This window comes from Lysobacter capsici (genome assembly GCF_014779555.2).
In the GTDB taxonomy this organism is placed as follows: Bacteria; Pseudomonadota; Gammaproteobacteria; order Xanthomonadales; family Xanthomonadaceae; genus Lysobacter; species Lysobacter capsici.
Genome location: NZ_CP094357.1, coordinates 6,214,929 through 6,239,188 on the forward strand (window position 1 = coordinate 6,214,929; position 24,260 = coordinate 6,239,188).

The 24,260-nt window shown below is 66.2% G+C and carries 17 protein-coding genes; 8 read left to right on the plus strand and 9 right to left on the minus strand.

Annotated features, from left to right (window positions below; translation table 11 throughout):
• Window positions 1–95 precede the first annotated feature (95 nt).
• The 3 genes from IEQ11_RS25755 (at window position 96) to IEQ11_RS25765 (ending at window position 3,707) form a co-directional block, all read left to right on the plus strand.
• Window positions 96–1,670 (plus strand): alpha/beta hydrolase, encoded by a 1,575-nt coding sequence (locus IEQ11_RS25755; RefSeq protein ID WP_191822628.1) that lies wholly within the window; start codon window positions 96–98, stop codon window positions 1,668–1,670.
• 106 nt (window positions 1,671–1,776) lie between these two features.
• The gene (locus tag IEQ11_RS25760) at window positions 1,777–2,523 is read left to right on the plus strand and encodes an ABC transporter ATP-binding protein (RefSeq protein WP_036103264.1); all 747 of its coding nucleotides are present in this window, start codon (window positions 1,777–1,779) and stop codon (window positions 2,521–2,523) included.
• Window positions 2,520–3,707, plus strand: a complete 1,188-nt coding sequence (locus IEQ11_RS25765) for an ABC transporter permease (RefSeq protein ID WP_191822629.1) — start codon at window positions 2,520–2,522, stop codon at window positions 3,705–3,707. The genes IEQ11_RS25760 and IEQ11_RS25765 overlap by 4 nt, the downstream gene beginning before the upstream one ends.
• A gap of 386 nt (window positions 3,708–4,093) precedes the next feature.
• Here IEQ11_RS25765 and IEQ11_RS25770 read toward each other — a convergent pair whose 3' ends face one another.
• Together IEQ11_RS25770 and IEQ11_RS25775 are read right to left on the minus strand one after the other, a co-directional pair.
• Window positions 4,094–4,822, minus strand: coding sequence for an SMI1/KNR4 family protein (locus IEQ11_RS25770; RefSeq protein WP_191822630.1), 729 nt, complete (start codon window positions 4,820–4,822; stop codon window positions 4,094–4,096).
• Window positions 4,823–4,953: 131 nt separating this feature from the next.
• Complete coding sequence (locus IEQ11_RS25775; protein ID WP_036103275.1) at window positions 4,954–5,991, minus strand: energy transducer TonB; 1,038 nt, start codon at window positions 5,989–5,991, stop codon at window positions 4,954–4,956.
• A gap of 447 nt (window positions 5,992–6,438) precedes the next feature.
• Here IEQ11_RS25775 and IEQ11_RS25780 point away from each other — a divergent pair, with 447 nt between their 5' ends.
• The 5 genes from IEQ11_RS25780 to IEQ11_RS25800 all read left to right on the plus strand — a co-directional run bounded on the left by IEQ11_RS25780 (window position 6,439) and on the right by IEQ11_RS25800 (window position 14,264).
• Complete coding sequence (locus IEQ11_RS25780) at window positions 6,439–7,506, plus strand: SPFH and helix-turn-helix domain-containing protein (RefSeq protein ID WP_191822631.1); 1,068 nt, start codon at window positions 6,439–6,441, stop codon at window positions 7,504–7,506.
• On the plus strand, window positions 7,506–8,834 hold the full coding sequence (locus IEQ11_RS25785; protein ID WP_191822632.1) for a TFIIB-type zinc ribbon-containing protein: 1,329 nt from the start codon (window positions 7,506–7,508) through the stop codon (window positions 8,832–8,834). The genes IEQ11_RS25780 and IEQ11_RS25785 overlap by 1 nt, the downstream gene beginning before the upstream one ends.
• Before the next feature lie 2,084 nt (window positions 8,835–10,918).
• A complete protein-coding gene (locus tag IEQ11_RS25790) occupies window positions 10,919–12,121 on the plus strand; it encodes an MFS transporter (protein WP_191823240.1) in 1,203 nt (400 codons plus the stop codon).
• Between the two features lie 30 nt (window positions 12,122–12,151).
• Complete coding sequence (gene dkgB / locus IEQ11_RS25795; RefSeq protein ID WP_191823239.1) at window positions 12,152–12,955, plus strand: 2,5-didehydrogluconate reductase DkgB; 804 nt, start codon at window positions 12,152–12,154, stop codon at window positions 12,953–12,955.
• Between the two features lie 208 nt (window positions 12,956–13,163).
• Window positions 13,164–14,264, plus strand: coding sequence for an alkene reductase (locus IEQ11_RS25800; protein ID WP_191823238.1), 1,101 nt, complete (start codon window positions 13,164–13,166; stop codon window positions 14,262–14,264).
• Window positions 14,265–14,315: 51 nt separating this feature from the next.
• On the opposite strand, the gene IEQ11_RS25805 is transcribed toward IEQ11_RS25800, so the two are convergent.
• The 7 genes from IEQ11_RS25805 to rpmH form a co-directional block, all read right to left on the minus strand.
• Window positions 14,316–17,396, minus strand: a complete 3,081-nt coding sequence (locus IEQ11_RS25805; protein WP_191823237.1) for a type III restriction-modification system endonuclease — start codon at window positions 17,394–17,396, stop codon at window positions 14,316–14,318.
• Between the two features lie 16 nt (window positions 17,397–17,412).
• Window positions 17,413–19,296, minus strand: a complete 1,884-nt coding sequence (locus IEQ11_RS25810; RefSeq protein ID WP_228464965.1) for a site-specific DNA-methyltransferase — start codon at window positions 19,294–19,296, stop codon at window positions 17,413–17,415.
• Window positions 19,297–19,338: 42 nt separating this feature from the next.
• Window positions 19,339–19,674: a hypothetical protein gene (locus IEQ11_RS25815; protein ID WP_191823235.1), complete on the minus strand. Its 336-nt coding sequence runs from the start codon at window positions 19,672–19,674 to the stop codon at window positions 19,339–19,341.
• A 183-nt stretch (window positions 19,675–19,857) separates the two neighbouring features.
• Entirely contained in the window at window positions 19,858–21,225 is a 1,368-nt protein-coding gene (mnmE, locus tag IEQ11_RS25820; protein WP_191823234.1) for a tRNA uridine-5-carboxymethylaminomethyl(34) synthesis GTPase MnmE, read from the minus strand.
• A gap of 310 nt (window positions 21,226–21,535) precedes the next feature.
• Window positions 21,536–23,269 (minus strand): membrane protein insertase YidC, encoded by a 1,734-nt coding sequence (gene yidC, locus IEQ11_RS25825; protein WP_191823233.1) that lies wholly within the window; start codon window positions 23,267–23,269, stop codon window positions 21,536–21,538.
• 15 nt (window positions 23,270–23,284) lie between these two features.
• Window positions 23,285–23,719, minus strand: coding sequence for a ribonuclease P protein component (gene rnpA, locus IEQ11_RS25830; RefSeq protein ID WP_046658563.1), 435 nt, complete (start codon window positions 23,717–23,719; stop codon window positions 23,285–23,287).
• A gap of 74 nt (window positions 23,720–23,793) precedes the next feature.
• Window positions 23,794–23,934: a 50S ribosomal protein L34 gene (rpmH, locus tag IEQ11_RS25835; protein ID WP_027083663.1), complete on the minus strand. Its 141-nt coding sequence runs from the start codon at window positions 23,932–23,934 to the stop codon at window positions 23,794–23,796.
• Window positions 23,935–24,260: the final 326 nt, after the last annotated feature.

Here is a 24,260-nt window from a genome sequence, read left to right on the forward strand (position 1 = left end):
CTTCAACTTCTTCCTCTTCGAGTGGTCACATCCTCCGCGTAGCTCCCGTCTGTCATCCTTGAAGGCGCACCCGCCTTGGCGATGAGACACCGACCATGCATCGATTCGGAACTGGACACCGGCCGCGTTACGCGGTCGTGGGATTGGCCGCGACGCTCGCGGCGCTGATTCTCGGCGGCTGCGGCCGCGACATCCCGCCCGCCGCCGCGGGCGCGGCGAACAAGGGCGAAAGCACCGCCGCGATCAAGCGCCGTTACGGCCGGATCGTGTTCGACCCGTGCACGCTGTCGTCGCCGCAGGCGGCCGGCACCATCGCCGCGCAGTGCGCGCAGTTCGAGGTGCCGCAAAACCCGGCCGAACCGGGCGGCAAAAAGCTCAAGCTCAACATGGCCTGGCTGCCGGCCACCGACGAAGCCGGGGTCGCGCCCGATCCGGTGTTCTTCCTCGCCGGCGGCCCCGGCCAGGCCGCGACCTCGTCGTGGCCGCTGGTCGACGGCGCGTTCCGCGAAGTGCGCAAGCACCGGCATATCGTGCTGATCGACCAGCGCGGCACCGGCCGCTCGGCGCCGCTGCTGTGCCGCGGCGCCGCGGGCGTATCCGAGGACGCAGCGGCCGCGCCGACCGATCCGCAGGCCGCGAACGACGCGATGCTGCGCGCGGTCGAGCGCTGCGCGAAGGAACTCACCGTCGACGCGCGCCACTTCACCACCACCGACGCGATCGCCGACCTCGACGCGGTGCGCGCGGCGATCGGCGCCGACAAGATCGACCTGGTCGGCGTGTCCTACGGCACCCGCGTGGCCCAGCAGTACGCCGGCCGCTACCCGCAGCACACCCGCGCGGTCGTGCTCGACGGCGTGGTGCCCAACGAACTGGTGCTCGGCAGCGAGCATGCGCAAAACCTCGACAGCGCCCTGGCCCAGCAATTCAAGCTGTGCCAGCAGACCCCGGCCTGCCGCACGCGCTTCGGCAGCGAGCCGCGCGAGCAGCTGCGCCAGCTGATGGCGCGGCTGCAGGCCGAACCGGTCGAAGTCGACTACCGCGATCCGAACACCGGCGAGCAGAAGCGCGAGCGGGTCACCGCCGGCCACGTCGCGATGCTGACCCGGATGTTCTCGTACGCGCCCGAAGCGGCCTCGCTGTTGCCGCTGATGCTCAACGAGGCCGACCAGGGCCGCTACGGCCCGCTGATGTCGCTGTCGACCATGATCGGCGGCCAGCTCGACGAAGACCTCAACTACGGCATGCAGCTGTCGGTGATCTGCGCCGAGGACGCCGACCTGTTCAAGCCCAACCCGGCCGACGCCGGCACCGTGCTCGGCGACGACATGCAGACCACGCTGGCGGCGCAGTGCAAGGTCTGGCCGACCGGCCAGCGGCCGAAGGACTTCCATGCACCGTTCAAGTCCGACGGCCCGGTGCTGCTGCTGTCGGGCGAACTCGATCCGGTCACCCCGCCGCGCTACGGCGAGCAAGTGCTCAAACACCTGCCCAACGGCCGCCACCTGGTGCTGCGCGGCCAGGGCCACGGCGCGCTGCGCATCGGCTGCACGCCGAAGCTGCTGGGCCAGTTCATCGAGACCGCCGACGCCAAGAAACTCCAGGCGCGCTGCCTGGATACGCTGGGCTACGTGCCGCCGTTCGTTTCGTTCAATGGGTGGGAGCCCTAAGAGCCGGGAATCGGGAATGGGGAATCGGGAATCGCAAAGCTCCCACCCCGCTCCGACGCACCGCTTTCACGATTCCCAATTCCCGATTCCCCATTCCCGGATTCCCATGATCACCGCCCACGACCTGCATAAAGCCTTCAAGACCAAGACCGGCACCGTCAACGCCGTGCAAGGCGTCGATTTCCAAGCGCACGACGGCCAGATCACCGGTCTGCTCGGGCCCAACGGCGCCGGCAAGACCACCACCTTGCGCATGCTCTACACGCTGATGCAGCCAGACCGCGGCGAAGTGCGCGTGGACGGCATCGACGCGCGCAAGGACCCGGCCGCGGTGCGACGCGCGCTGGGCGTGCTGCCCGATGCGCGCGGCGTGTACAAGCGCCTGACCGCGCGCGAGAACATCGCCTACTTCGGCGAACTGCACGGCATGAGCCGCGCCCAGATCGAGCAGCGCACCCGCACCCTGGCGCAGGCGCTGGACATGGGCGACATCCTCGACCGCCAGACCGAAGGCTTCTCGCAAGGCCAGCGCACCAAGACCGCGATCGCGCGCGCGCTGGTCCACGACCCGCGCAACGTGATCCTCGACGAACCCACCAACGGCCTGGACGTGATGACCACGCGCGCGATGCGCGGGTTCCTGCGCGGGCTGCGCGAAGAAGGACGCTGCGTGATTTTCTCCAGCCACATCATGCAAGAGGTCGCCGCGCTGTGCGACCGCATCGTGATCATCGCCAAGGGCCAGGTCGTGGCCGCCGGCACCGCCGACGAACTGCGCGCGCAGACCGGCGAAGACAATCTGGAAGACGCCTTCGTCAAGGCGATCGGCAGCGACGAGGGCCTGCACGCATGAAGACCGGTTCGTTTTCCGCCATGTGGGCGGTGATCCGCAAGGAACTGCGCGACATCTCGCGCGATCGCCGCACCCTGGCCATCGCCTTGTTGCTCGGCCCGTTGCTGTATCCGTTGCTGATGCTCGGCATGGGCGCGCTGGCCGAGAACCGCGCGCGCACCCAGCTCGACACCGAACTGCGGGTGCCGGTGCGCGGCGCCGAACACGCGCCGAACCTGATCAAGTTCCTCGCCACCCAGAACATCGTCGCGATCCCCGCGCCGGCCGATCTGGACGCGGCGATCCAGCAGCAGGACTTCGACGTCGGCCTGATCATCGCCGCCGACTACGCCACGCAGTGGAAGGAAGGCCAACCGGCGCTGGTCGAGATCGTCCAGGACAGCACCCGCCGCGACGCCGAGATCCCCAGCCGGCGCGTGCGCGCGGCGCTGGAGGGCTACAGCCGCCAGGTCGGTGTGTTGCGTCTGTTCGCGCGCGGCATCGCCGCCAACGTCGCCCAGCCGGTCAACGTCGGCGACCGCGACGTGGCCACGCCCGAAGCCAAGCGCGGCCTGGTGCTGTCGGCCTTGCTGCCGTACCTGCTGATCATGACCTCGTTCATCGGCGGCGCGTACCTGATCATCGACGCCACCGCCGGCGAGCGCGAACGCCAGTCGCTCGAACCGCTGCTGGCCACGCCGGCGCCGCGCGGCGCGATCGTCAGCGGCAAGATCGCCGCGGCCTGCATCCTCGGCTTGATCTCGCTGCTGCTGACCTTGTTCGCGTTCAAGCTCAGCGCGCAGATGAGCAGCGGCATCGGCCAGATGCTCAACGTCAGCTTCGCGGCGATCGGCAAGATGCTGCTGATCCTGCTGCCGATGTCGTTCATCGGCACCGCGCTGCTGACCTACCTGTCGGCCGCGGCCAAGAGCCTGAAGGAAGCGCAGAGCCACATCACCTGGCTGATGCTGATGCCGCTGATCCCGACCTTCGTGCTGATGGTCAATCCGCTCAAGACCCAGCTGTGGCAGTTCACCGTGCCGTTCCTGTCACAGAATCAGCTGCTGTTGAAGGTGATCCGCGGCGAAGCGATCTCGGGGCAGATCTGGGCGGTGTATCTGGCGACCGCGTTCGCGTTGGCGGCGGTGCTGTGGTTCGCGGCGGTGCGGCGGTATCACAACGAGAAGCTGGCGATTGCGGGGTGATGGAGTGGGGGGATGTGGCTGAGGCTGGAGCTGGAGCGAAAGCAAAAGCGAATCCCCCCTGCCCCCCTTTTGCAAAGGGGGGAAAAGCACTGCGCTGCACAGCACACCTCACGCACGCGCACGCACCACGCACCACGCACCACGCACCACAGCATGCATCACAGCGCGGTGCGGTGGGTGCGGTGGGTGCGGTGGGTGCGGTGGGTGCGGCAGCCATGCTTTCATCCGCGCGCATGAATCGGTGCCCACTTTGGAAAAGGGGGCACGCGCTTGCGAACCATCGAGGTCGAGGCACCGATCGTTGCGCGGGGGATTCGCTTTAGCCGCGCCGCCGCGATCGCGTACCCGCGCACCCACGCATGGATCCGCGATGCCGCACGACGCACTCATTCATCGACAAAGACGAACGCCCGCTGCAGGAATCGCGAAAACGATTCGGCGATGAAGTAAACGTTCTGGTACTTCGCTTCCGCCGGCATCGCCCTGCCGGTCTCCTCGCGGTAGTCGCGCTCGTCCCATTCGTGCTCGTGGTCCCACCAGTAGAACCCCGGGGTTCGGTCGCGCGCATCGATCAGGCAGACCAGATTGCCGGCCCCATCGGTGGCGACCGGCAGACTGCGATCGGGCAGGCGACCTTGGTAATTCCGCAACGCCCAGTCGAAGCCCAGACGATCCGGCAGGCGCTCGTCGGCGCCGAAGAAGGTCGCGACGATCGAACCGGCGAAGCGCGCGTTCGCGATCTCCGTGTCCGCCGCGTGCAGGTACTCGGGACGGTCGCGCAGCGGCTCGCTGGCCACCTCTTCCTTGAAGTTCAGCCCGCCGCCCAGGCGGGCGAGGAAGTCGCGGTAGTCCCCGGGCAGTTCGAAACCGATCCGGCGTTCGAGCTGCCGGATCGCGAAGGGGTCGAGCGGCGCGAAGGCATCGGCCGTGGCCCTGGTCACGCCGCCGAGCCGCTGTAGTTCGTTCTGGTAATTCATCGTCTCTCCATGGCGGAGCGAGGGCCTGGACGCGACGCGCGACCGCGTCGTCTGGTCCAGGCCGGCGACGTGATCGTGCCGACCCGCATCCCCGGCCGAGGCGCGCCGCGCACGATCGCCACCGCCCGTGGCCGGCACGGTACGGTACGGCCGCGTGCGACCGCTTCGGCGAAGTCGCCGGTCCGCTCGCCAAGCAAGCCCAGCCGCGAACGAAAAAGCCCGGCTCGCGCCGGGCTTCTTCGTTTCCTTCGATCACCCAATCAACCCGATCAACCGCCCGGATTGAACCCGATCGTGCGACGCGTGGTGACTGGCGCCGGGACCGGCTGGAAGCGCCACTTGCGCACCGCGTTGACCGCTTCGCGATCGAACACGCGGGCCGGGTTCGAACGCACCACGCGGGCCGCGGTGACCGAACCGTCGGTGCCGACGGTGAACTCCACCTGGACCTCGCCCGAGGTGCCGGCGCGCAGGGCTTCGGGCGGATAGCGCGGGGCCGGCGTCGACACCGCGCGCAGATCGCTCGGCGCGGTCGCGGCGGCGGCCGGCGCGGGCGCCGGGGCGGGCCGTTCCGGCGCGCGCTGCTCGGTGGCGCGCTGTTCGGCGGCCCGTTGCTCGGCCGCGCGCTGTTCGGCCGCGCGCTGGGTCGCGGCCTGACGCTCGGCCGCCTGCTGGGTCGCCAGCTGCTGCGCGGCCTGCTGCTGCTGCGCCTGCTGCTGGGCCAGACGCTGCTTCTCCAGCTCGACCTGCTTCTTGGCCTGTTCCTCGGCGGTGAGCTTCTCCTGCTCGGCGCGCTTGGCCACCGCATCCTGCTGGGCGGCGATCGACGCCTTCAACCGGGCCAGCGCCGGGTGCTGGGCGTCGGCGCGTTCGATCAGCGCGGCCAGGCGCTGGGCTTCGACGAAGTCCTCGCGACCCACGCTCTGCTCGGTCGCGATGACCGTCATCGGCAGCAGGTCGGTCAGCGCGCTGGAGGCCACGGCGTCGGCCGGGGCTTTTTCGCGCAGGGCCAGGTAGTACTCGACGGCGTTGTCCTCGGCCGGCGCGTACAGACGGTTTTCCACATACGCCTTGCGCGCCGCTTCGCGCAGCTGATCGACCGTCAGCGACGAGACCTTGGCCGAAACCGCGGTTTGCGCGGTCGGTGCCGGGGCGCCGGCGGCCGGCGCGGGCGCCGCATCCGTGGGCGCGGCGGCCTGTTCTTTCTTGCCGCAGGCGGCGAGCACGAATCCGAGCGCGAGCACCGCGGACACCTGCTTTACAACGGACAGCCGGCTGCTACGCCGATTATGAATAGCGACGATCATTTGTTTAAAGCTCCCCTGAAATACGCGAGACCCGTCCGATACGGGGCCGGGCGCACGTCCGATAGGACGCGCTAGCGGGCCGCGTTTGTCAAGCGTTCAGGTAGTAGTGGGCTACGGGATAGGCGTCAGACGCCGAGTGTGCCACCCATCGCGGCCGCTACCGATACCGGGTGTGTCGGTTTGCGCGGGCAGTCGCGACTGCGTCCACAGTTTCGGCCGGGCCGGCGACAGGCGGCGCGGGCGATGTCGCAGCGGTGAAACATGGCCGCGAGGCGAGGTCCGCCCACCGGGTTCGGCCGGGGCCGCGGCGCGCGGCGAGGCACTGCGCCGGGCAGCCGCGCGCCAGCCCGGGGCGCGCGGGCGGCGATCGGCCCGCGCGATCGGCCCGCGTGCTTGCCGCCGCCCGTCGTGTTCTAGAATCCCCGCACCACAGGCAGGGAGCGGGACATGAGCATTCTGGGTTTCATCAAGGGCGAGTTGCTGGAAATCATCGAGTGGACCGATGACTCGCGCGACACCCTCTCGTTCCGCTACCCGGACGACGACAAGGAAATCAAGAACGGCGCGCAGCTGATCGTGCGCGAGTCGCAGCAAGTCCAGTTCGTCGCCGCCGGCCAGTACGCCGACCTGTTCAACCCCGGCAAGCACACCCTCAAGACCGAGAACATCCCGATCCTGTCGACGATCCTCGGCTGGAAGTACGGCTTCAATTCGCCGTTCAAGTGCGATGTCTATTTCCTCAACACGCGGCTGTTCACCGGCAACAAGTGGGGCACTTCCAACCCGGTGATGATGCGCGACGCCGATTTCGGCATCGTGCGCCTGCGCGCGTTCGGCACCTACGATTTCCGCATCGTCGACTCGGCCAAGTTCCTCAAGGAAGTGGCCGGCACCGACCAGAATTTCCGCCTCGACGAATTCGCTGACACCATGCGTTCGCGCATCGTCAGCGTGTTCACCGACGCGCTCGCCACCGCCAAGGTGCCGGCGCTCGATGTGGCCTCGCGCTACGGCGAACTCGGCGACGCGTTGCTGCCGATCATCAACCCCGCGATGACCAGCAAGTACGGCATCGAGATCACCGGTTTCGTGCTGGAAAACGTGTCGGTGCCGCCGGAAGTCGAGAAGGCGATCGACGCGCGTTCGAGCATGGGCGCGGTCGGCAACCTCAACGACTACGTCAAGTTCCAGATGGGCACCTCGATGGCCAACGGCAGCGACGGCGGCGCGGCCGGCGGCGCGGCGCAGATGGCGATCGGCTTCGGCATGGCTCAGGAAATGATGCGCAGCATGCAGAACCAGGCCCCGCAGGCCGCGACCGGCGCGGTCCCGCCGCCGCTGCCGGGCGCCGCCGGCGCGCTGGAGGTGCTCACGCCCGAACAGGCCGCCGCCACCCTGGGCGTGTCGGTCGAGGACGTCGAGGCCGCGATCGCCTCGGGTGACCTGAAGGCGCGCAAGATCGGCAACGCCACCCGCATCGCCAAGGCCGCGCTCGAAGAATTCCTGCGCGGCTGATGAACAACGCGACCGTCGGAAAACATCCCTGCCCGGAGTGCGGCGGGGATCTGCAATGGAATGCGGCGAAGCAATCGCTGGCCTGCCCCTACTGCGGCACCGTGGTGCCGCTGGAACAGGCCACGTCCGCGCCCGGCGACGGCAGCCCGGCGATGGTCGAGCACGACCTGCTCGAAGCGCTCAAGCGCATGCAGGAACCGGCCGGCGGCCCGCCGCCGTTGCCCGCGTCCGCCGCCTCGGGATCGCAGGACCCCGACCTCGCCGCCATCCACGCGGCGGTCGAGCAACTGGCGAAGACACCGGGCGCGGGCACGCGCACGGCGAGCCGGTGGAGCGTGCAGGCCGGCGACACCCGCCTGCAGGGCTCGCAGAACGGCGGCGCGCTCGACCTGCTGCAGAGCATGGCCGCCACTCCGCAGGACCAGCGCGGCTACGGCGCGCAGCGGCGTGAAGTGCAATGCCGCAGCTGCCACGCGATCTCGGTGTTCGTCGACGGCAAGGTCGCCGACCGCTGCGAATTCTGCGGCTCGCCGTCGATCATCGAACACGAATCGCTCGGCGACGCGATCACCCCGCAGAGCGTGCTGCCGTTCAAGATCAGCGACGGCCAGGTGCGCGATTCGATCCGCGCCTGGTACGGCACGCGCTGGTTCGCGCCGAACCGGCTCAAGACCGCGGCGCTGACCGACACGCTCAAGGGCATCTACCTGCCGTACTGGACCTTCGACGCGCACGTCTCGGCGAACTGGACGGCCGAAGCGGGTTATCACTACTACGAGACCGAGAGCTACACCGAAAACGGCCAGCGCAAGACCCGCCAGGTGCAGCGCACGCGCTGGGAAGACGCCTCGGGCTCGCTGCGGCATTTCTTCGACGACGAACTGGTGCCGGGCACGGTCGGCGTGCATCAGGACCTGCTGCAGCAGATCGGCTCGTTTCCGACCACCACCGACCTCAAGCCGTACTCGCCCGAGTTCGTGCGCGGCTGGCTGGTCGAGCGTTACCAGGTCGACCTGCGCCGCGCCGCGCAATCGAACGAAACCTTGATGCAGGAGCAGACCCGCGCCCTGTGTTCGGCGCAGGTGCCCGGCGACACCCAGCGCAACCTGCAGGTCGACGCGACCTTCCGCGGCCGCACCTTCAAACACATCCTGGTACCGGTGTGGCTGGTCAGCTACACCTACGGCTCGCGCAGTTTCCAGGTATTGGCCAACGGCTACACCGGACAGATCGCGGGCGAGCGGCCGTACAGCTGGGTGAAGATTTTCTTCGCGGTGATGGCGGCGTTGATCGCGGCGGTGGTGATCTTCGGGGTGTTGGGGCGTTGATCGCGGGATGGTGATTTTCGCGGTGCTGCGGCGCTGATCGCGGAAGCGGTGATTTTCGTAGTGTTGCGGCGCCGATCGCGGAAGCGGTGATTTTCGCGGTGCTGCGACGCGGATCGCGGAGACGGTGATTTTCGCGGTGCGGCGTCGCTGATCGCGGAGACGGTGATTTTCGCAGTGCTGCGGCGCGGATCGGTGCGTTGGGCGGCGGCCGCGCTGTGGATAACGCGCGGCGATGGTGATTCGCTCGGTGGTGGCGTCTGTCGGCTGTGGATATCCGACGTATCGGTCGCGCTCGATGCACATGACGGGTTCGGTCTGCCGAACCGATGCGTTCGGATTGATGCAGCCCGGCATCACGACGTTGCGCCCTTGTTGGTTGGCGGCTGCGGCTTGCCTCGCCCGAACCTTTGGTTCGACCAATAATTTCCATTGCATCGCCCGCTCCCTGTAGGAGCGGCGTAAGCCGCGACCGCGGAAATTCAGCCACGGCGTAAGTTGCGAGGTGGCTGTATTGGCGCGGTCGCGGCTCGCGCCGCTCCTACAGGTAGGCCACGCCGCTTTTGCTTGAGCTTGAAGCCGCGCAGTTCATCCAGCGCTGCGAGGCTTGTAATTCGCAAGAACAACAGCACACCCGAAGGGCGGCGCACATGGATGTGCGCCGTGCGCCACCGGGACAGGATGTCCCGCGTGGCGCATGCCTGCGAAGGCACCGCAGGCGCGGGCAATTGCATCGCCAACTCCCTGTAGGAGCGGCGCAAGCCGCGACCGCGAAAATTCAGCTGCGGCGCAAGTTGCGAGGTGGTTGTATTGGCGCGGTCGCGGCTCGCGCCGCTCCTACAGGTAGGCCATGCAGGTTCGGCTTGGGCCGGAAGCCTCGCAGTTCATCCAGCGCTGCGAAGCCCGGAACTCGCGAGCACAACAGCACACCCGAAGGGCGGCGCACAGGGATGTGCGCCGTGCGCCATCGGGACAGGATGTCCCGTGTAGCGCATGCCTGCGCCGGCACCGCAGGCGCGGGCAATTGCATCGCCTGCTCCCTGTAGGAGCGGCGCAAGCCGCGACCGCGAAAATTCAGCTGCGGCGTAAGTTGCGAGGTGGTTGTATTGGCGCGGTCGCGGCTCACGCCGCTCCTACAGGTAGGCCATGCAGGTTCGGCTTGGGCCTGAAGCAGCGCAGTTCATCCAGCGCTGCGAGGCTTGTAACTCGCGAGAACAAAAGGACACCCGTAGGGCGGCGCACATGGATGTGCGCCGTGCGCCACCGAGACAGGATGTCCCGTGTGGCGCATGCCTGCGAATGCATCGCACGCGCGGGCCCTTGATTCACAAAAAAGCGTTTTTCTTTGGTTACCTTTTGACCGAAGGGAATCCAGGCGGACTTTTGTTGCTTTAGACAAAAGAAAGTGACCCGCCGCTTCAGCGGCGGAACGCTTTTGATCCTGCTTGCAGCTTTAAAGGCTTCAAAGCTTCAAAGCTCTAGAGCTATTGGAGCCGAAGGCAAGATCAACAGCTTTCGTCCGCAAGCGGCCGAGTTACTTTCTTTTGTCAAAAGCGACAAAAGTCCGCCTGGATTCCCTTCGGTCAAAAGGTAACCAAAGAAAAACGCTTTTTTGTGAATCAAGGGCCCGCAAGTTCGGCGCAGACGCGGGCATGCGCCACACGAGACATGCTGTCTCGGTGGCGCACGGCGCACATCCATGTGCGCCGCCCTTCGGGTGTGCCTTCGCTAACGCGAGGCAGTAACCTCGCAGCGCGGGAGGCGGAACTCGACATCAGGCGCATGCCAGAGCGAAGCAGAAGCAAGCGACAGCGACAGCGACAGCGACAGCGACAGCGACAGCGACAATTTCAGATTGCACAAGCAATCCAAACATGTATTTTTGGTACGTCGTCGATGCCGGCCGAAGTTATCCACACCGCGCTCGCCAAACGACAAAACCCGGTCGTGATGCTCGCCAGTCCGCAGCCAACCTCGGGCAAACCCACCAACTATTGATTACCAGTCAATAGTAATTAGCCAAAAACCCCATTTTTCGGCAAAGACCAACGGCCGACACTGCGCATCCCATCCACCGGATGCCCGCCATGCCCCTCGCCCTCCTGGCCCTGACCCTCGGCGCCTTCGCCATCGGCACCACCGAGTTCGTCATCGTCGGCCTGATCCCCACCATCGCCGCCGACCTCGGCGTCGACCTGCCCTCGGCCGGGCTGCTGGTCAGCCTGTACGCGCTCGGCGTCGCCATCGGCGCGCCGCTGCTGACCGCGCTGACCGGGCGGGTGCCGCGCAAGACCCTGCTGGTCGGGCTGATGGCGCTGTTCACCGTCGGCAATCTGGTTGCCTGGCTCGCGCCGGGGTACGCCACGCTGATCGTCGCGCGCATCCTCACCGGCCTCGCCCACGGCGTGTTCTTCTCGGTCGGCTCGATCATCGCCACCAGCTTGGTGCCGAAAGACAAGGCCGCCAGCGCCATCGCGACCATGTTCAGCGGCATGACCGTGGCCTTCGTCACCGGCATTCCGATGGGCACCTTCATCGGCCAACACTTCGGCTGGCGCACGACCTTCCTGGTGGTCGCCGGGTTCGGCCTGATCGCGATGCTCGGCAGCGCGTTGTTCGTGCCGAAGAAGATCGCCCACGCCACGCCGGCGCCGCTGCTCAAGCAGGCCGCGGTGCTGCTGCAATCGCGCTTGCTGCTGGTCTATGCGATGACCGCGGTCGGTTACGGCGGTTCGTTGATCGCCTTCACCTACCTCGCGCCGATCCTGCAGGACATCGCCGGTTTCAGCCCGAACATGGTCAGCCTGGTGTTGCTCGCCTACGGCGTATCGGTCGCGTTCGGCAACGTGTGGGGCGGCAAGCTCGCCGACCGGCATGGCCCGATCAAGGCCTTGAAGACGATCTTCTTGCTGCTGGCCGCGGTGTTGTTCGTGCTGAGCTTCACCGCGCATAGCCAATGGTTGGTGGTAATCACGGCATTGGCCTGGGGCGCGGTCGCGTTCGGCAACGTGCCGGGTCTGCAGGTGTACGTGGTCAAGCAGGCCGAGCATTACTCGCCGCAGGCGGTCGATGTCGCCGCCGGTTTCAACATCGCCGCGTTCAATCTCGGCGTCGCCGGTGGCTCCTGGGCCGGTGGCCTCGTCGTCGCTCACCTCGGCCTGGGCCACACGCCGTGGGTCGGCGCGCTGGTGGTGCTCGGCGCGTTCGGTCTGACCGCGTTGAGCGGCTGGCTGGATCGTCGCGACGGCCTGCCCGATCGCGCCAGCGGCGCCGTCGTGGTCGCGCACTGATTTGTTTTTCCATCACTTGAGGATTTCCCCATGAACCTTCCCGCCTTCGGCCTCGGCACATTCCGTCTCAAGGACCAGGTCGTCATCGACTCGGTCCGCAACGGCCTGGAACTGGGCTATCGCGTCATCGACACCGCGCAGATCTACGGCAACGAAGCGCAAGTCGGCCAGGCCATCGCCGACAGCGGCGTGGCCCGCGACGAACTTTTCATCACCACCAAGGTCTGGGTCGACAACCTGTCCAAGGACAAGCTGATCCCCAGCCTGCGCGAAAGCTTGAGCAAGCTGCGCACCGATCGGGTCGACCTGACCTTGATCCACTGGCCGTCGCCGGGCGACGCGGTGTCGGTGCGCGAATTCATGACCGCGTTGGCCGACGCCAGGACACAAGGGCTGACCCGCGCGATCGGTGTGTCGAATTTCAATATCGATCTGATGCAACGCGCGATCGATGTGGTCGGTGCCGATGCCATCGCCACCAATCAGGTCGAACTGCATCCCTATCTGCAGAACCGCAAGCTCGCTGAATTCGCCAAGCGCCAAGGCATCGCGCTGACTTCGTACATGACCCTGGCCTATGGCAAGGTGCTCAGCGATCCGATCCTCGTCGAGATCGCGCGCAAGCACGACGCCACGCCGGCGCAGGTCGCGCTGGCCTGGGCGATGCAGCTGGGTTACGCGGTGATTCCGTCCTCGACCAAGCGCGAGAACCTGGCGAGCAATCTGTTGGCCACCTCGCTGCGCCTGGGCGACGACGACATGGCGCGCATCGCCACGCTCGATCGCGGCGAGCGCTTGACCGATCCCGGCAGCCTTGCGCCTGTGTGGGATTGAGCGCGGCGGCATAGCCGCATGGCCTACCTGTAGGAGCGACGCAAGTCGCGACCGCGAATCATCGCCAACGACGCCACCGGCCTACCGAACGCGACACCGCAACCGCTCGATTCTTGCCCCCACGGAAAAGATCGTTTGCTCCACACCCTGTTTTTCAACCGCGACCGCATCTCCACACTTCCCCCATCCCGAATCCCCGAGAACCGCCATGCTGTTCACCTCCCACCGCCTGGGTGACTTCGACACCCGTAACCGCATCGTCATGCCGCCGATGACCCGCTCGCGCGCCGGCCGCGGCGATGTCGCCACCGAGCTGATGGCGCAGTACTACGCTCAGCGCGCCGGCGCCGGCCTGATCGTCAGCGAAGGCACCCAGATCAGCCGCCAGGGCCAGGGTTATGCGTGGACGCCGGGCATCTACAGCGCCGAACAGGTCGCCGGCTGGCGCAAGGTCACCGATGCGGTGCATGCGCAGGGCGGCCGCATGTTCGCGCAGCTATGGCATGTCGGCCGCGTCTCGCACGTCGCCTTGCAGGAAGATGGCGCCGCGCCGGTGTCGTCGTCGCCGCTGACCGCGATCGGGGTGAAAGTGTTCGTCGATGTCGAAGGCCGCGGGCCGGAAGCCGGGGTCGGCGAGATGGTCCAGCACTCCACGCCGCGCGCGCTTAACGTCGAGGAAATCGCCGGCATCGTCGCCGACTTCGCCCAGGCCGCGCGCAACGCGCTCGACGCCGGGTTCGACGGGGTCGAACTGCACGGCGCCAACGGCTATCTGATCAACCAGTTCATCGATTCGCAGGCCAACACCCGCGGCGACGAATACGGCGGCTCACTGGCCAATCGCCTGCGCTTCCTGCGCGAAGTCGCGCAAGCGGTGTTCGACGTGGTCGGCCCCGGCCGCCTGGGCGTGCGCCTGGCGCCGTTGACCACCTTGCAAGGCGCGGTCGACGACACCCCGCAGGCGACCTATCTGGCCGCGGCGAAAATCCTCGACGACATCGGCGCGGCCTATATCCACATCGCCGAAGCCGATTGGGACGACGCACCCGGCATGCCCGACGCGTTTCGCGAAGCGCTGCGCATCGTGTTCGGCGGCAGTCTGATTTATTCAGGCCGCTATACGAAACAACGCGCCGAGGAAGCCTTGCGCAAGGGCTGGGCCGACCTGATCGGTTTCGGCCGGCCGTTCATCGCCAATCCGGATCTGCCGTACCGGCTCGAACACGATCTGCCGATGAACGAAGGCGATCGCACGCGTTATTTCGGCGGCGGCGCGCAAGGCTATACCGACTATCCACGCGCGGCGTGACCGCATCGCGCGTGGTTCCACCGGCGGCGCGGCCTGGCCGCGCCCACGGCGCTATGACTTCACGATTTCCATCAGTTTCCCGAACCCGTCCACGACGTCGTACCTGACCTCCTCGCCGGCGTGGCGCCGATTCATCGCCTCGAAGAATTTCCGCGCGCACTGGGTTTTCGTCTTCTCGACCGCGCGCAGTTCCATCGACGCCATCGAGCCCTTGGTCTCGGCGACGAAGTAGATGTGCTTGACGCTGCCTTCCTTGAACGCGATCGCCCAGTCGGGGTTGTAGTCGCCGACCGGCGTGGGAATCGAAAATCCCCGAGGCAGCTTGGCGTAGACCACCACGTCGGTGGCGGTGTCCAGTTCCTTCACGAATTCGCGTTCGACCATCGAATCCGTCAGCGCGTAGTCGTAGACGTGCTTGTTGAGCTTGTCGCCGGCCTTGCTGAAATCCTGCTTGCTTTGTCTGGAGGTAAAGATATCCAGATCGAACCTGTCCTCGACCGGATCGTAAGCCAGGTGCTCGACGATGACCGTGGCTTTTTGTTCGTTGATCATCCGGATCGCTTCGGCGATGAAGCTTTCCGGATTGCTTTTGTATTGGGCGAACACCGCGGCGTTCACGCCCGTCAGGATCGCGGCCACGGTGCGGCGGGTCAGCCGCGTGCCCTCGGCGATCTGGCCGATCAGGTCGTAGGCCACCTGCGAATGCGCCGAGCGCTTGTCGTATTCGACCTCGGTTTCCAGCACCCTGAAGCTGGCGCCGCGCTTGAGCGCGTCCGGTTCGATCCGGCTCAGCTGTTCGCCTGTCTGGATCGTGTATCGCAACGGCGCGACCCGCAGGCCTTCGTCTTTGTCGTTGAGCGCGGCGACGGCCTTGGCGACAAGTTCGTCGGAATCGAAATCGACGCTGTACGCGGCCTTGCGGTTGATGCGCTGCCACAGCGCCTTGAACTCGCGCTTTTCGAAGTTCGCGTTGAGCGGATTGGTCTTGGTCCGGCGGTCATCGCCGATGTCGGGAAGCTGGCCGTCGCTGAAGATCGTATCGATCAACCTGAACACCTGCTGCGCGTGCGGCTGCAACTCCTCCGGCAACGGCGCCAGCGCGCCGTGCTGCCTGGCCTGGCGATAAGCATCGGTGATGCGGTCGGCATCGTCGGTGTAATCGTTCTTGACCAGGTATCGGTAGATCTGCTTCGCCAGCTGCGGTGAAACCTCGAGATCGCCGCCCGCCGTGCGCAACACCTTACCCGCGAAATAGTCTTCGCTCGCCTGCCTGGGCCGCGCCGACAAGGAGCCGCTGATGTCCTTTTGCAAGGCGGCGACGAAGTCCTTGTAGCTTTCGCCGGCCACCACGGTCAGCACGTTGATGTCGTGCACGGTGGCCGGATGGTCCATGCGCTCGCCGTTCTGGTCGACCGACAGGCGCAGCCCGCGTCCGACCTCCTGCCGGCGCGAGATGGTGTGGTCGCTGTGCTTGAGCGCGCAGATCACGAACACGTTCGGATTGTCCCAGCCTTCGCGCAGCGCGGAATGCGAGAAGATGAAACGCACCGGTTCGTCCAGCGACAGCAATCGTTCCTTGCGCTTGAGAATCAGATCGTACGCATCCGCGTCGCTGGACAGGCCGGCGTTCTCGCCGCGCTTTTCCACCTCGGGATCGACCATCCGCCTGGTCTTCTTGTCGATCGAGAAATAGCCGCTGTGGGTATCTTCCGGCGCGATGGCCTTCAGGTAACGCGTGTACGGCGTTTCCTCCAGCGCGAGCATCTCGCCCAGATACTGCCGGTACTCGTCCTCGAACACCCGCGCGTACTCGCCCTTTTCGTCCTCGGCGGAATAGTCGCGGTACTTGGCCACCTCATCGATGAAGAACAGGCTCAGCACTTTTACACCCTGATGGAACAGCGCCTGTTCCTTGTCGAAATGGGCCTTGATGGCTTCGCGGATCTGGATGCGGCGCAGCAGGATTTCGTCGACGTCGCCGATCGCTTCGCCGACCGCCAGTTCCACGCCGTTGGCGAAGCTCACGGTGTCGGCATTGGCGTCGATTTCGTCGACCACGAAGCCGCGGTACTGCTCCAGCGCGTTGGAAAATTTCGCCGACAGCAGATTGTCGCCCTTGCTCAGTTTCCTCACCACGCGCCCGATCGTGCCGTCGGCCCGCCGATGCTCGAGTTCCAGCCGCGCCAGCGGCGGCCGGTCGCTGGAGATCTCGATCGACTGCAGATACAGGTAGGCATTGGTGCCCGCCAATCCCTTCACCGAGATGCCGCGCACCGCGATCTTCTTGACCAGCTTGAGCTGATACGCGTCCAGCGCGTCGAGGCGGTGAATCTTGTTATGCACGGTCTTGTGCGTGGCCGAATAGCGCAGAACCGCCAAGGGCTTGAAGTTGCCCAGCGAATCCAGGGTCTTGCCGCCTTCCATCTTTTGCGGCTCGTCGAGGATCATGATCGGGCGCACCGCGCTGATCACGTCGATGGGACGGCGCGAACCGAAATCGTCCAGCTCTTCGTAGATCCTCCGCGCATCCTTGGCCGTGGCGTTGAACGCTTGCGCGTTGATCACCATCACGTTGATGCCGGCGTCCGAGCTGAAGCTCTCCAGGTGATGAAGCTGCTTGGAGTTGTAGATGAAGAACCGCGCCTTCTTGTGATACGTCTCGAGAAAGTGCTCGGCGGTGATCTTCAAGGATTGGGCGACGCCCTCGCGGATCGCGATGCTGGGCACCACGATGATGAATTTGCTCCAGCCGTACTGACGGTTGAGCTCGAACAAGGTCTTGATGTAGCAGTAGGTCTTGCCGGTGCCGGTTTCCATCTCGACATCGAGATTGACCTGCGCGACCTTGGTCTGGACCAGATGCTCGGAGACGTCCAGATTCTGCCGGCGCTGCACCTGCCGGATGTTGTCGAGCAACTCGTTTTGCGAGAGCACCAGCTCGGCGTTACAACAGTCCACTTGGTAGTCGCCCAGCGGCAGCGCGGCTTGCGGACCCTCGGACCGAAGCGATTGCGCCGCCGGATATTCGCGATGGCGAATTGTTTCCCGCGGCGCGGGCTGTCCCCGGAAGCAATCGACCACCGCCTCCACGGCCTGCGTCTGATAGTCCTGGGTCTTGAACTTGAGCTTCATGGCTTCGCGCGTCGGCTCAGATGCATCTGACTTCGGTCGCCGGCGACAGCAGTTTGAAAAGCTGCTCGACGTTGATCTTGGCCGCGCTGTCCTTGAAGCCGGCGTCGCGGAACACCGCGCGCAACGGCTTATGCGCCGTTAGCTCCTTGACGAAGGCCTCGTCGATGCCGCCCTCGGCGTCGAAGCAGGCGGCCAACGCGGCGCCGTCGACGAAGAACACGGTTTTTTCCCGGACGATCGCGCGGCGAATCGGCAAGGTCAGCTCCAGGCCCCAGTCGACCAGCACCTGAAACAGCAGATCGTCGGCGCCGCGATCGGGCTTGACGTTATCGATGCTGTCGAGCAGATCCTGTTGCGCGGTCTGATCGGGACGATGGTGGACCTGCTTCAGGTTGGAGCTGTCGACCTTCAGCACCCGGAAGCCGACGTCGCGGTTCCAGTCCGGATGGCAATCGCCTTGCAGGACCTTGGAACCCGAACGCCGGATCCGTTCCTTCGACAACTGCGCGATATCGCCGAAGCCCTCCTTGAACGCATCCGAATCGGGAGCCAGGACTTCGGGAAGCTGGACCAGAATCGCCCGGCGATTGCCGCCGTCCTCGGCGTTGCATTCGAACATCGCCTGCGCGGTCGTCGCCGATCCGGCGAAAAAATCCAGCACCAGGCCATCCTTCGGCATGCCCTGGCTCATCAGCGCCTTGATCAACTCGACCGGCTTGGGAAAGGAAAACAATTTCGCGTCGAACAACTCCTTGAGCGCCTTGGTGGCGGAGCTGTTCATCGGCGTCACGAGCGTGCTCTGGCCGGCATTGCCGCCGGGCCGCTCGATCCACGACGACACCGGCAGCGTGGACTTGATCGCTTCGGACGCGAATCGCTTGAGCATCGGCGTGCCGCCGGCGCTCTTGGGAAAGATCACTTTTCCTTCGGCGATCTTGCCGGCCATGGTGTGGCGGCTGTAAGGCCAGTAGCGTCCCTTCGGCGGATAGAACTCGTTGCCGGTGTCCGGATCGGTGATCGGGTAATAGGTGTCGCCGCCGGGCTTGCCCGCGCTGAGGTTGTCGGAGATCCACGGCCCGCGCGGGTCGTTGTCGGGATTGGTGTATTTCTCGAACGTGCGCTCCACGCCCTTGAGCACCGCCTGCGACTTCGAATAGATCAAAACGTATTCGTGGTCTTCGCTGAGGTTGGTCACCGCGTCCATCGCGCCGCTGCGCCGCTTCCAGACGAAACAACCCAGGAAGTTGTCGTGGCCGAAGATCTCCTCGCAGACTTTCTGCAGGTTGGCCCGTTCGTTGTCGTCGATGGAGATGAAGATCAGGCCGCCGTCGCGCAGCAACTGCCGCGCGATGCGCAGGCGCGGATAGATCATCGACAGCCAGTCGGAATGGAAGCGTCCGTTGCTCGGCGCGTTGTGCACCAGCCGTTCGCCGAGTTCGTTAGTGTAGCCGCTCTTGCGCTTGAACTCGGTCGCGGCCGACTTGAAGCTGTCCTTGTAGATAAGATCGCTGCCGGTGTTGTACGGCGGATCGATGTAGATCATGTCGATCTTGCCCAGGTAACCCTCGCGCATCAGCTTCAACGCGTCGAGATTGTCGCCTTCGACGAACAGGTTTGCGGTGCTCGCGAACTCCACGCTTTCGCTTTCGTACGGACGCAGCGCCGCGTCGACCGAGGCGTTGGACAGTGCCAGGGCTTCGCGCTTTCCCGGCCAGTCGAGTTGGTAACGCTCCTGCGGCCCGTCCACGGCGCGATCGCCGAGCAGTTGCCGCAGCTTGTCGAAATCCACGCTGCGACGCAGGCTTCCGTCTTCGCCCCGGGTTTCGGTCATCAGTTCCGGGAAGCCTTCGGCGAGGCGTTCGACCAGATCGCGCGATGCGTCGTCGCGGGGCGTGCTCAACGTTTCGATCGCCATGATTCACCAGCCGCGCGCCGCGGAATTTCAGTTTTCGCCGAGTCGGTAGCCCGCTGCGACCAGGGCCCAGAAGAATGCTTGATTGTTGACACGGTATTTCAGGTGACCTCGATACGGCCTGTGGCCCTGTTCGACATCTATCTTCAGCGCCGCGAACTCATCGAGGAGGTCGTGCTCGCTGTTGAAATAGATGCGGTATTCGCCGCCCCACTTATTCGGTTGATGCTGGTAGTTCGGCCCGGATTCCGGCGTCTGTCCGGTCCTTTCCCCGTACTCGTTCTCGAAGGCCGCGGCGACGTCCGGGTTGATCTCGACTTCCAGCAGCACATCGCTGGCGTTGTTCTTGAAAAAATCCACTTCCATTATTGCATTCCTTGCAGTGATGGTTCGGTTGTATGGCCTGGTTCGGATCGCCGATGCGGGCGGAATTGCCGGCGTAATCCGGGCCTGGAATCCCGCGTCGATCGCACCGGAGCGCCCGGCATCGGCCCAATCTCGACCGACGGCTCGTCGGGCGCGGCTATCGGCAGTATGTGGCCGTCCCCATCATTTGCCGATACAGAAGCTCGAAAAAATATGCCCGAGCAGATCGTCGGCGCGCACGCGGCCGGTGATCTCGCCCAAGGCGTCGTGGGCCTGGCGCAAGGCCTCGGCCGCGAGATCCAGCATCTCGTGATCGAGCTGCGCGCGCGCATCGTCGAGTTCCTCGCGCGCGCGCAACAGTGCATCGACATGACGCGCGCGCGCGGTGAACGCGCCTTCGCTGGCGTCGGCCGCGTCGCCCTGCGCCAATGCGCGCAAACGCGCGTGCAGGCGATCGAGCCCGGCGCCGCTGCGCGCGGAAACGAACACCCGGTCTTCGCCGCCGATGTCGGCCGGCGTGGGCGAGCCGTAATCGGATTCGATCAGGTCGATCTTGTTGTAGACGTACAGGCAGGCCGGCACGCCGGCGATCGCGTCGGCGACGCAGGCCAGGCCGCTGTCGGGATCGCGCGCGTCCAGCACCACGATGGCGAGATCGGCGCGGACCAGTTCGCCGCGCGCGCGCCGCATGCCTTCGCGTTCGATCGCGTCGCCGCCATCGCGCAGGCCGGCGGTGTCGACCAAGGTGAGTTCGACGCCGTCGAGTTTGACCGTCTCGTGCAGCAGGTCGCGGGTGGTGCCGGCGATGTCGGTGACGATGGCGCGGTCGCTGCCGGCGAGCGCGTTCAACAACGAACTCTTGCCGGCGTTGGGCGGGCCGACGATCACTGCATGCAAACCATCGCGCAGGCGGCGGCCGCGTTCGGCGGCGGCGAGCAGATCGTCGAGCGCGCTCGAGGCGGCGGCGAAGCGCGCGCGCAAGGCCGCGCCGCCGAGCGTGTCGAGCGATTCGTCGGCGAAATCGATCGCCGCTTCGACGTGGACGCGGATCGCCAGCACATCGTCGGCGAGCGCTTCGACCCGGCGCGAGAATTCGCCGTCGAGCGCGCGACGCGCGGCGCGCGCGGCGCGCGCATCGCCGGCCGCGATCAGGTCGGCGACCGCTTCGGCCTGGGCGAGATCCAGGCGGCCTTCGAGAAAAGCGCGTTCGCTGAATTCGCCGGGCCGCGCGCGGCGCGCGCCCAAGGCGCACACGCGCGCGAGCAATTCCTCCAGCAGCGCCGGGCCGCCGTGCGCCTGCAGTTCGACCACGTCCTCGCCGGTGTAGCTGGCCGGCGCGGCGAAGTACAGGGCGATGCCGTCGTCGAGGGTCTCGCCCTGGGCGTCGCGGAAATGCACGTAGTGGGCGTGGCGCGGCTGCAGTTCGCGCGCGGCGATGGCCTGGGCGATCTCGAGCGAGCGCGAGCCCGACACGCGGACGATGCCGACGCCGCCGGCGCCCGGAGCGGTGGCGATCGCGGCGATGGTGTCGCGGGCGGGAGCGGTGGTCATGGCGGCGATGATAAATGCCGGGGACGGGGGCGTGCGTGTTTGTCGGGGGTCGCCATCAAACCCCGGCCCGGCGTGCTGTTTGCTCGTCATCCCCGCGAAGGCGGGGATCCAGAGACTTCAGAGCCCTGCCTGGATGAAGCCCTGGATTCCCGCCTTCGCGGGGATGACGGGCACACACAGTGGCCAGATCCCGAAGCTCGAATCGACATCGACATCGACGCCGACTCCGAAGAATCCAACCATCCCTGTCGCCACAAACACGAAGCCCGCCAGACGGCGGGCTTCGTATCAAACCAAATCGACAACGACCTCAGTCCTTGTCTTTATCCTTGCCCGGCGTGGCCGAGGCCTCGGCGTAACGCTTGGTCGTCAGCCACTGCTGCAACAGACCCAGACCGCCGTTGGCCACCTGATACAGCACCAGACCGGCCGGCAGGAACGCCAGGATCACGCCGAAGATCAGCGGCATGAACTGCATCATCTTGGCCTGCGCCGGGTCCATGCCGGTCATCGGCGTGAGCTTCTGCGTGGTCCACATGATCGCGATGTTCATCAGCGGCAGCACGAAGAACGGGTCGCGCGCGGTCAGGTCGTGGATCCACAGCATCCACGGCGCATGCCGCAGCTCGACCGATTCGGCGAGCATCCAGTACAAGGTCATGAAGATGATCATCTGCGGCAGCAGCGGCAGACAGCCGCCGACCGGGTTGATCTTCTCCTTCTTGTACAGCTCCATCAGCGCCATCTGGAACTTCTGCTTGTCCTCGCCGTAGCGCTCCTTGAGCTGGGCCACGCGCGGCTGGAACTTGCGCATCTTCGCCGCCGACTTGTACTGCGCGGCCGACAGCGGATACAGCGCCAGCTTCAGCAGCACCACCAGGCCGATGATCGCCCAGCCCCAGTTGCCGAACAGGTTGTGCAGTTTTTCCAGCAGCCAGAACAGGCCGTTGGCCAGGGTCGCGAAGATGCTGTAGCTGCTGAAGTCGACCGCGCGGTCCAGGCCCTGCACGTTCTGCGCTTCGATCGCCTTGACCAGCTTCGGGCCGATCCACAGGCGCGCCTCGGTCTCGGCCTTGCCGCCGGGGGCGACGGTGACGCCCGGGCCGAGGTCGCGGATCAGGTACTGCGGCAGACCGCCGGCGTTGAGCTGCTCGAGCGAGAACTGGCCCTGGTCCTTCGTGCCCGGAATCCAGGCGGCGAAGAAGTGGTGCTGCAGCATCGCGATCCAGCCGCCGGTGACCTGCTTGTCGAGCTTGCCGTCGTCCTGGAACTTATCGAACTTGCGCTTCTCGTACTTGTCGGTCGGGCTGTACCACGCCGCGCCCTGGAAGCTGTACTGCTCCGGGCTGAAGGGGCCCTTGTGGACCAGTTCGCGCGGCACCCGGCTGAGCTGGCGGTAGACGAAACCCGACCACGGCGCGGCGCTGGCGTTGACGACTTCGTCGCGCACCTTCACCGCGTAGTCGCCGCGGCGGAAACTGTAGGTGCGGGTGATGGTCACGCCGTTCGGGCCGGTCCACACGAACGGCACCGACAGGTCGCGCGCGCCGTCGGCGAGGACGACGTTGCGCTGCGGGCCGGCGAAACGGAAACCCGACTCGTGCGTCGGCGCGGCGTTGCCCTGGCTGACCCAGCCGCTCTGGGCCACGAAGAACAAGGTCGAGTCGCTGGCCAGCAGCCGCATCGGCGGGCTGTTGGGCTCGGAGGTGATCGGATACTTGAGCAGGTCGGCTTCGCTGAGCTCGCCGCCGCGCAGGTTCACCTTGAGCACGTCGGTGGTCACGGTGACGATGCCGTCGCTGGCGTCGGCCGCGGCGGCGGGAGCGCCCGCGGCCGGCGAACCGGGCACGGCCGGCGCGGCGCTCGGCACGCCGGGCACCGCGGCCACCGCGCCATTGGCGGCGCTGGGCACGGTGCTGGCCGGCGCGACGATCGGCGGCGCGGCGGTCGGCGGCGGCGCGGATTTCTCCTTGCCCCACTCCATCCACAACAAGGTCGCCACCATCAGCCAGGCGAGGATCAGAAAAGCACGGGTCTGGTTCATGGGCAGCAGGCAGGCTCAGCCGGGACCGGGGTCCGGCATGGGGTCGGAAGGGGAAGCGGCCGGCATTGTGCCGGGCGCCGCAGTTGCGGGCAATGCGGGCGCCGGCCGGGGCGCGGCGCGCTTGAGCAGACTCAGGAAGGCCGCGCGGAGTTCCTCGCCGCTGCAGCGCGAGGCGCCGGGTCGGGCGACGAGGACGTAATCGCCGCGCGGAAGCTCGTCGCGCACATGGCGAAAGGCGTCGCGCAACACGCGCTTGATGCGGTTGCGGCCGACCGCGTGCGGATCGACCTTGCGCGACACCGCCAGGCCCATGCGCGGCGCGAGGTCCGGATCGGGCTGGAAATGCAAAGCGAGCACGGGCAGCGCCACGCGCCGGCCATGCTTGAAGATTCGGTCGAAATCGGAGCGCGCGCGTACCCGCGCGGTGCGCGGGAAGCGGGTCGAATTCATCGGATGCGATCGGTGACGCGACGCAGGATCGGCACGACAGGCGCGATCAGACGCGGCGCGTTCGCCGGCAACGCTTAGGCGGTGAGACGCTTGCGGCCCTTGGCACGACGACGGGCGAGAATCTTGCGGCCGTCGGCAGTCGCCATGCGGGCACGGAAACCGTGGTCGCGCTTACGCTTGAGGTTGCTGGGCTGGTAGGTGCGCTTGGTGGCCATGATTCGGCTCGAATGTAGACGGCGTAGAGGACCGCGGATTCTATAGAACCGCAACAGTCCGGGTCAAGCCTTTGTTTAGTTTGGGCTTTGCGATCCGTGACCCGCGCCGCCTTACGGCCCGCCCCAGCCTGTGCATGAACCTGTGGATTAGTCCTGTTCCGGACCCGGCCTCGATGGTAGTCTGACCGACCCCCCGGCCTTCTGTGTCGCGATGCGAGCATCGTGCGCGGGGCCGCTTTCGCCCGTCGCCAGCCGCGCCCCTGCAGTTCGCGCGCCGGCCGGTCGACCGAGTCAGCTACACGCACGCACAAGAAGACGCACTACAG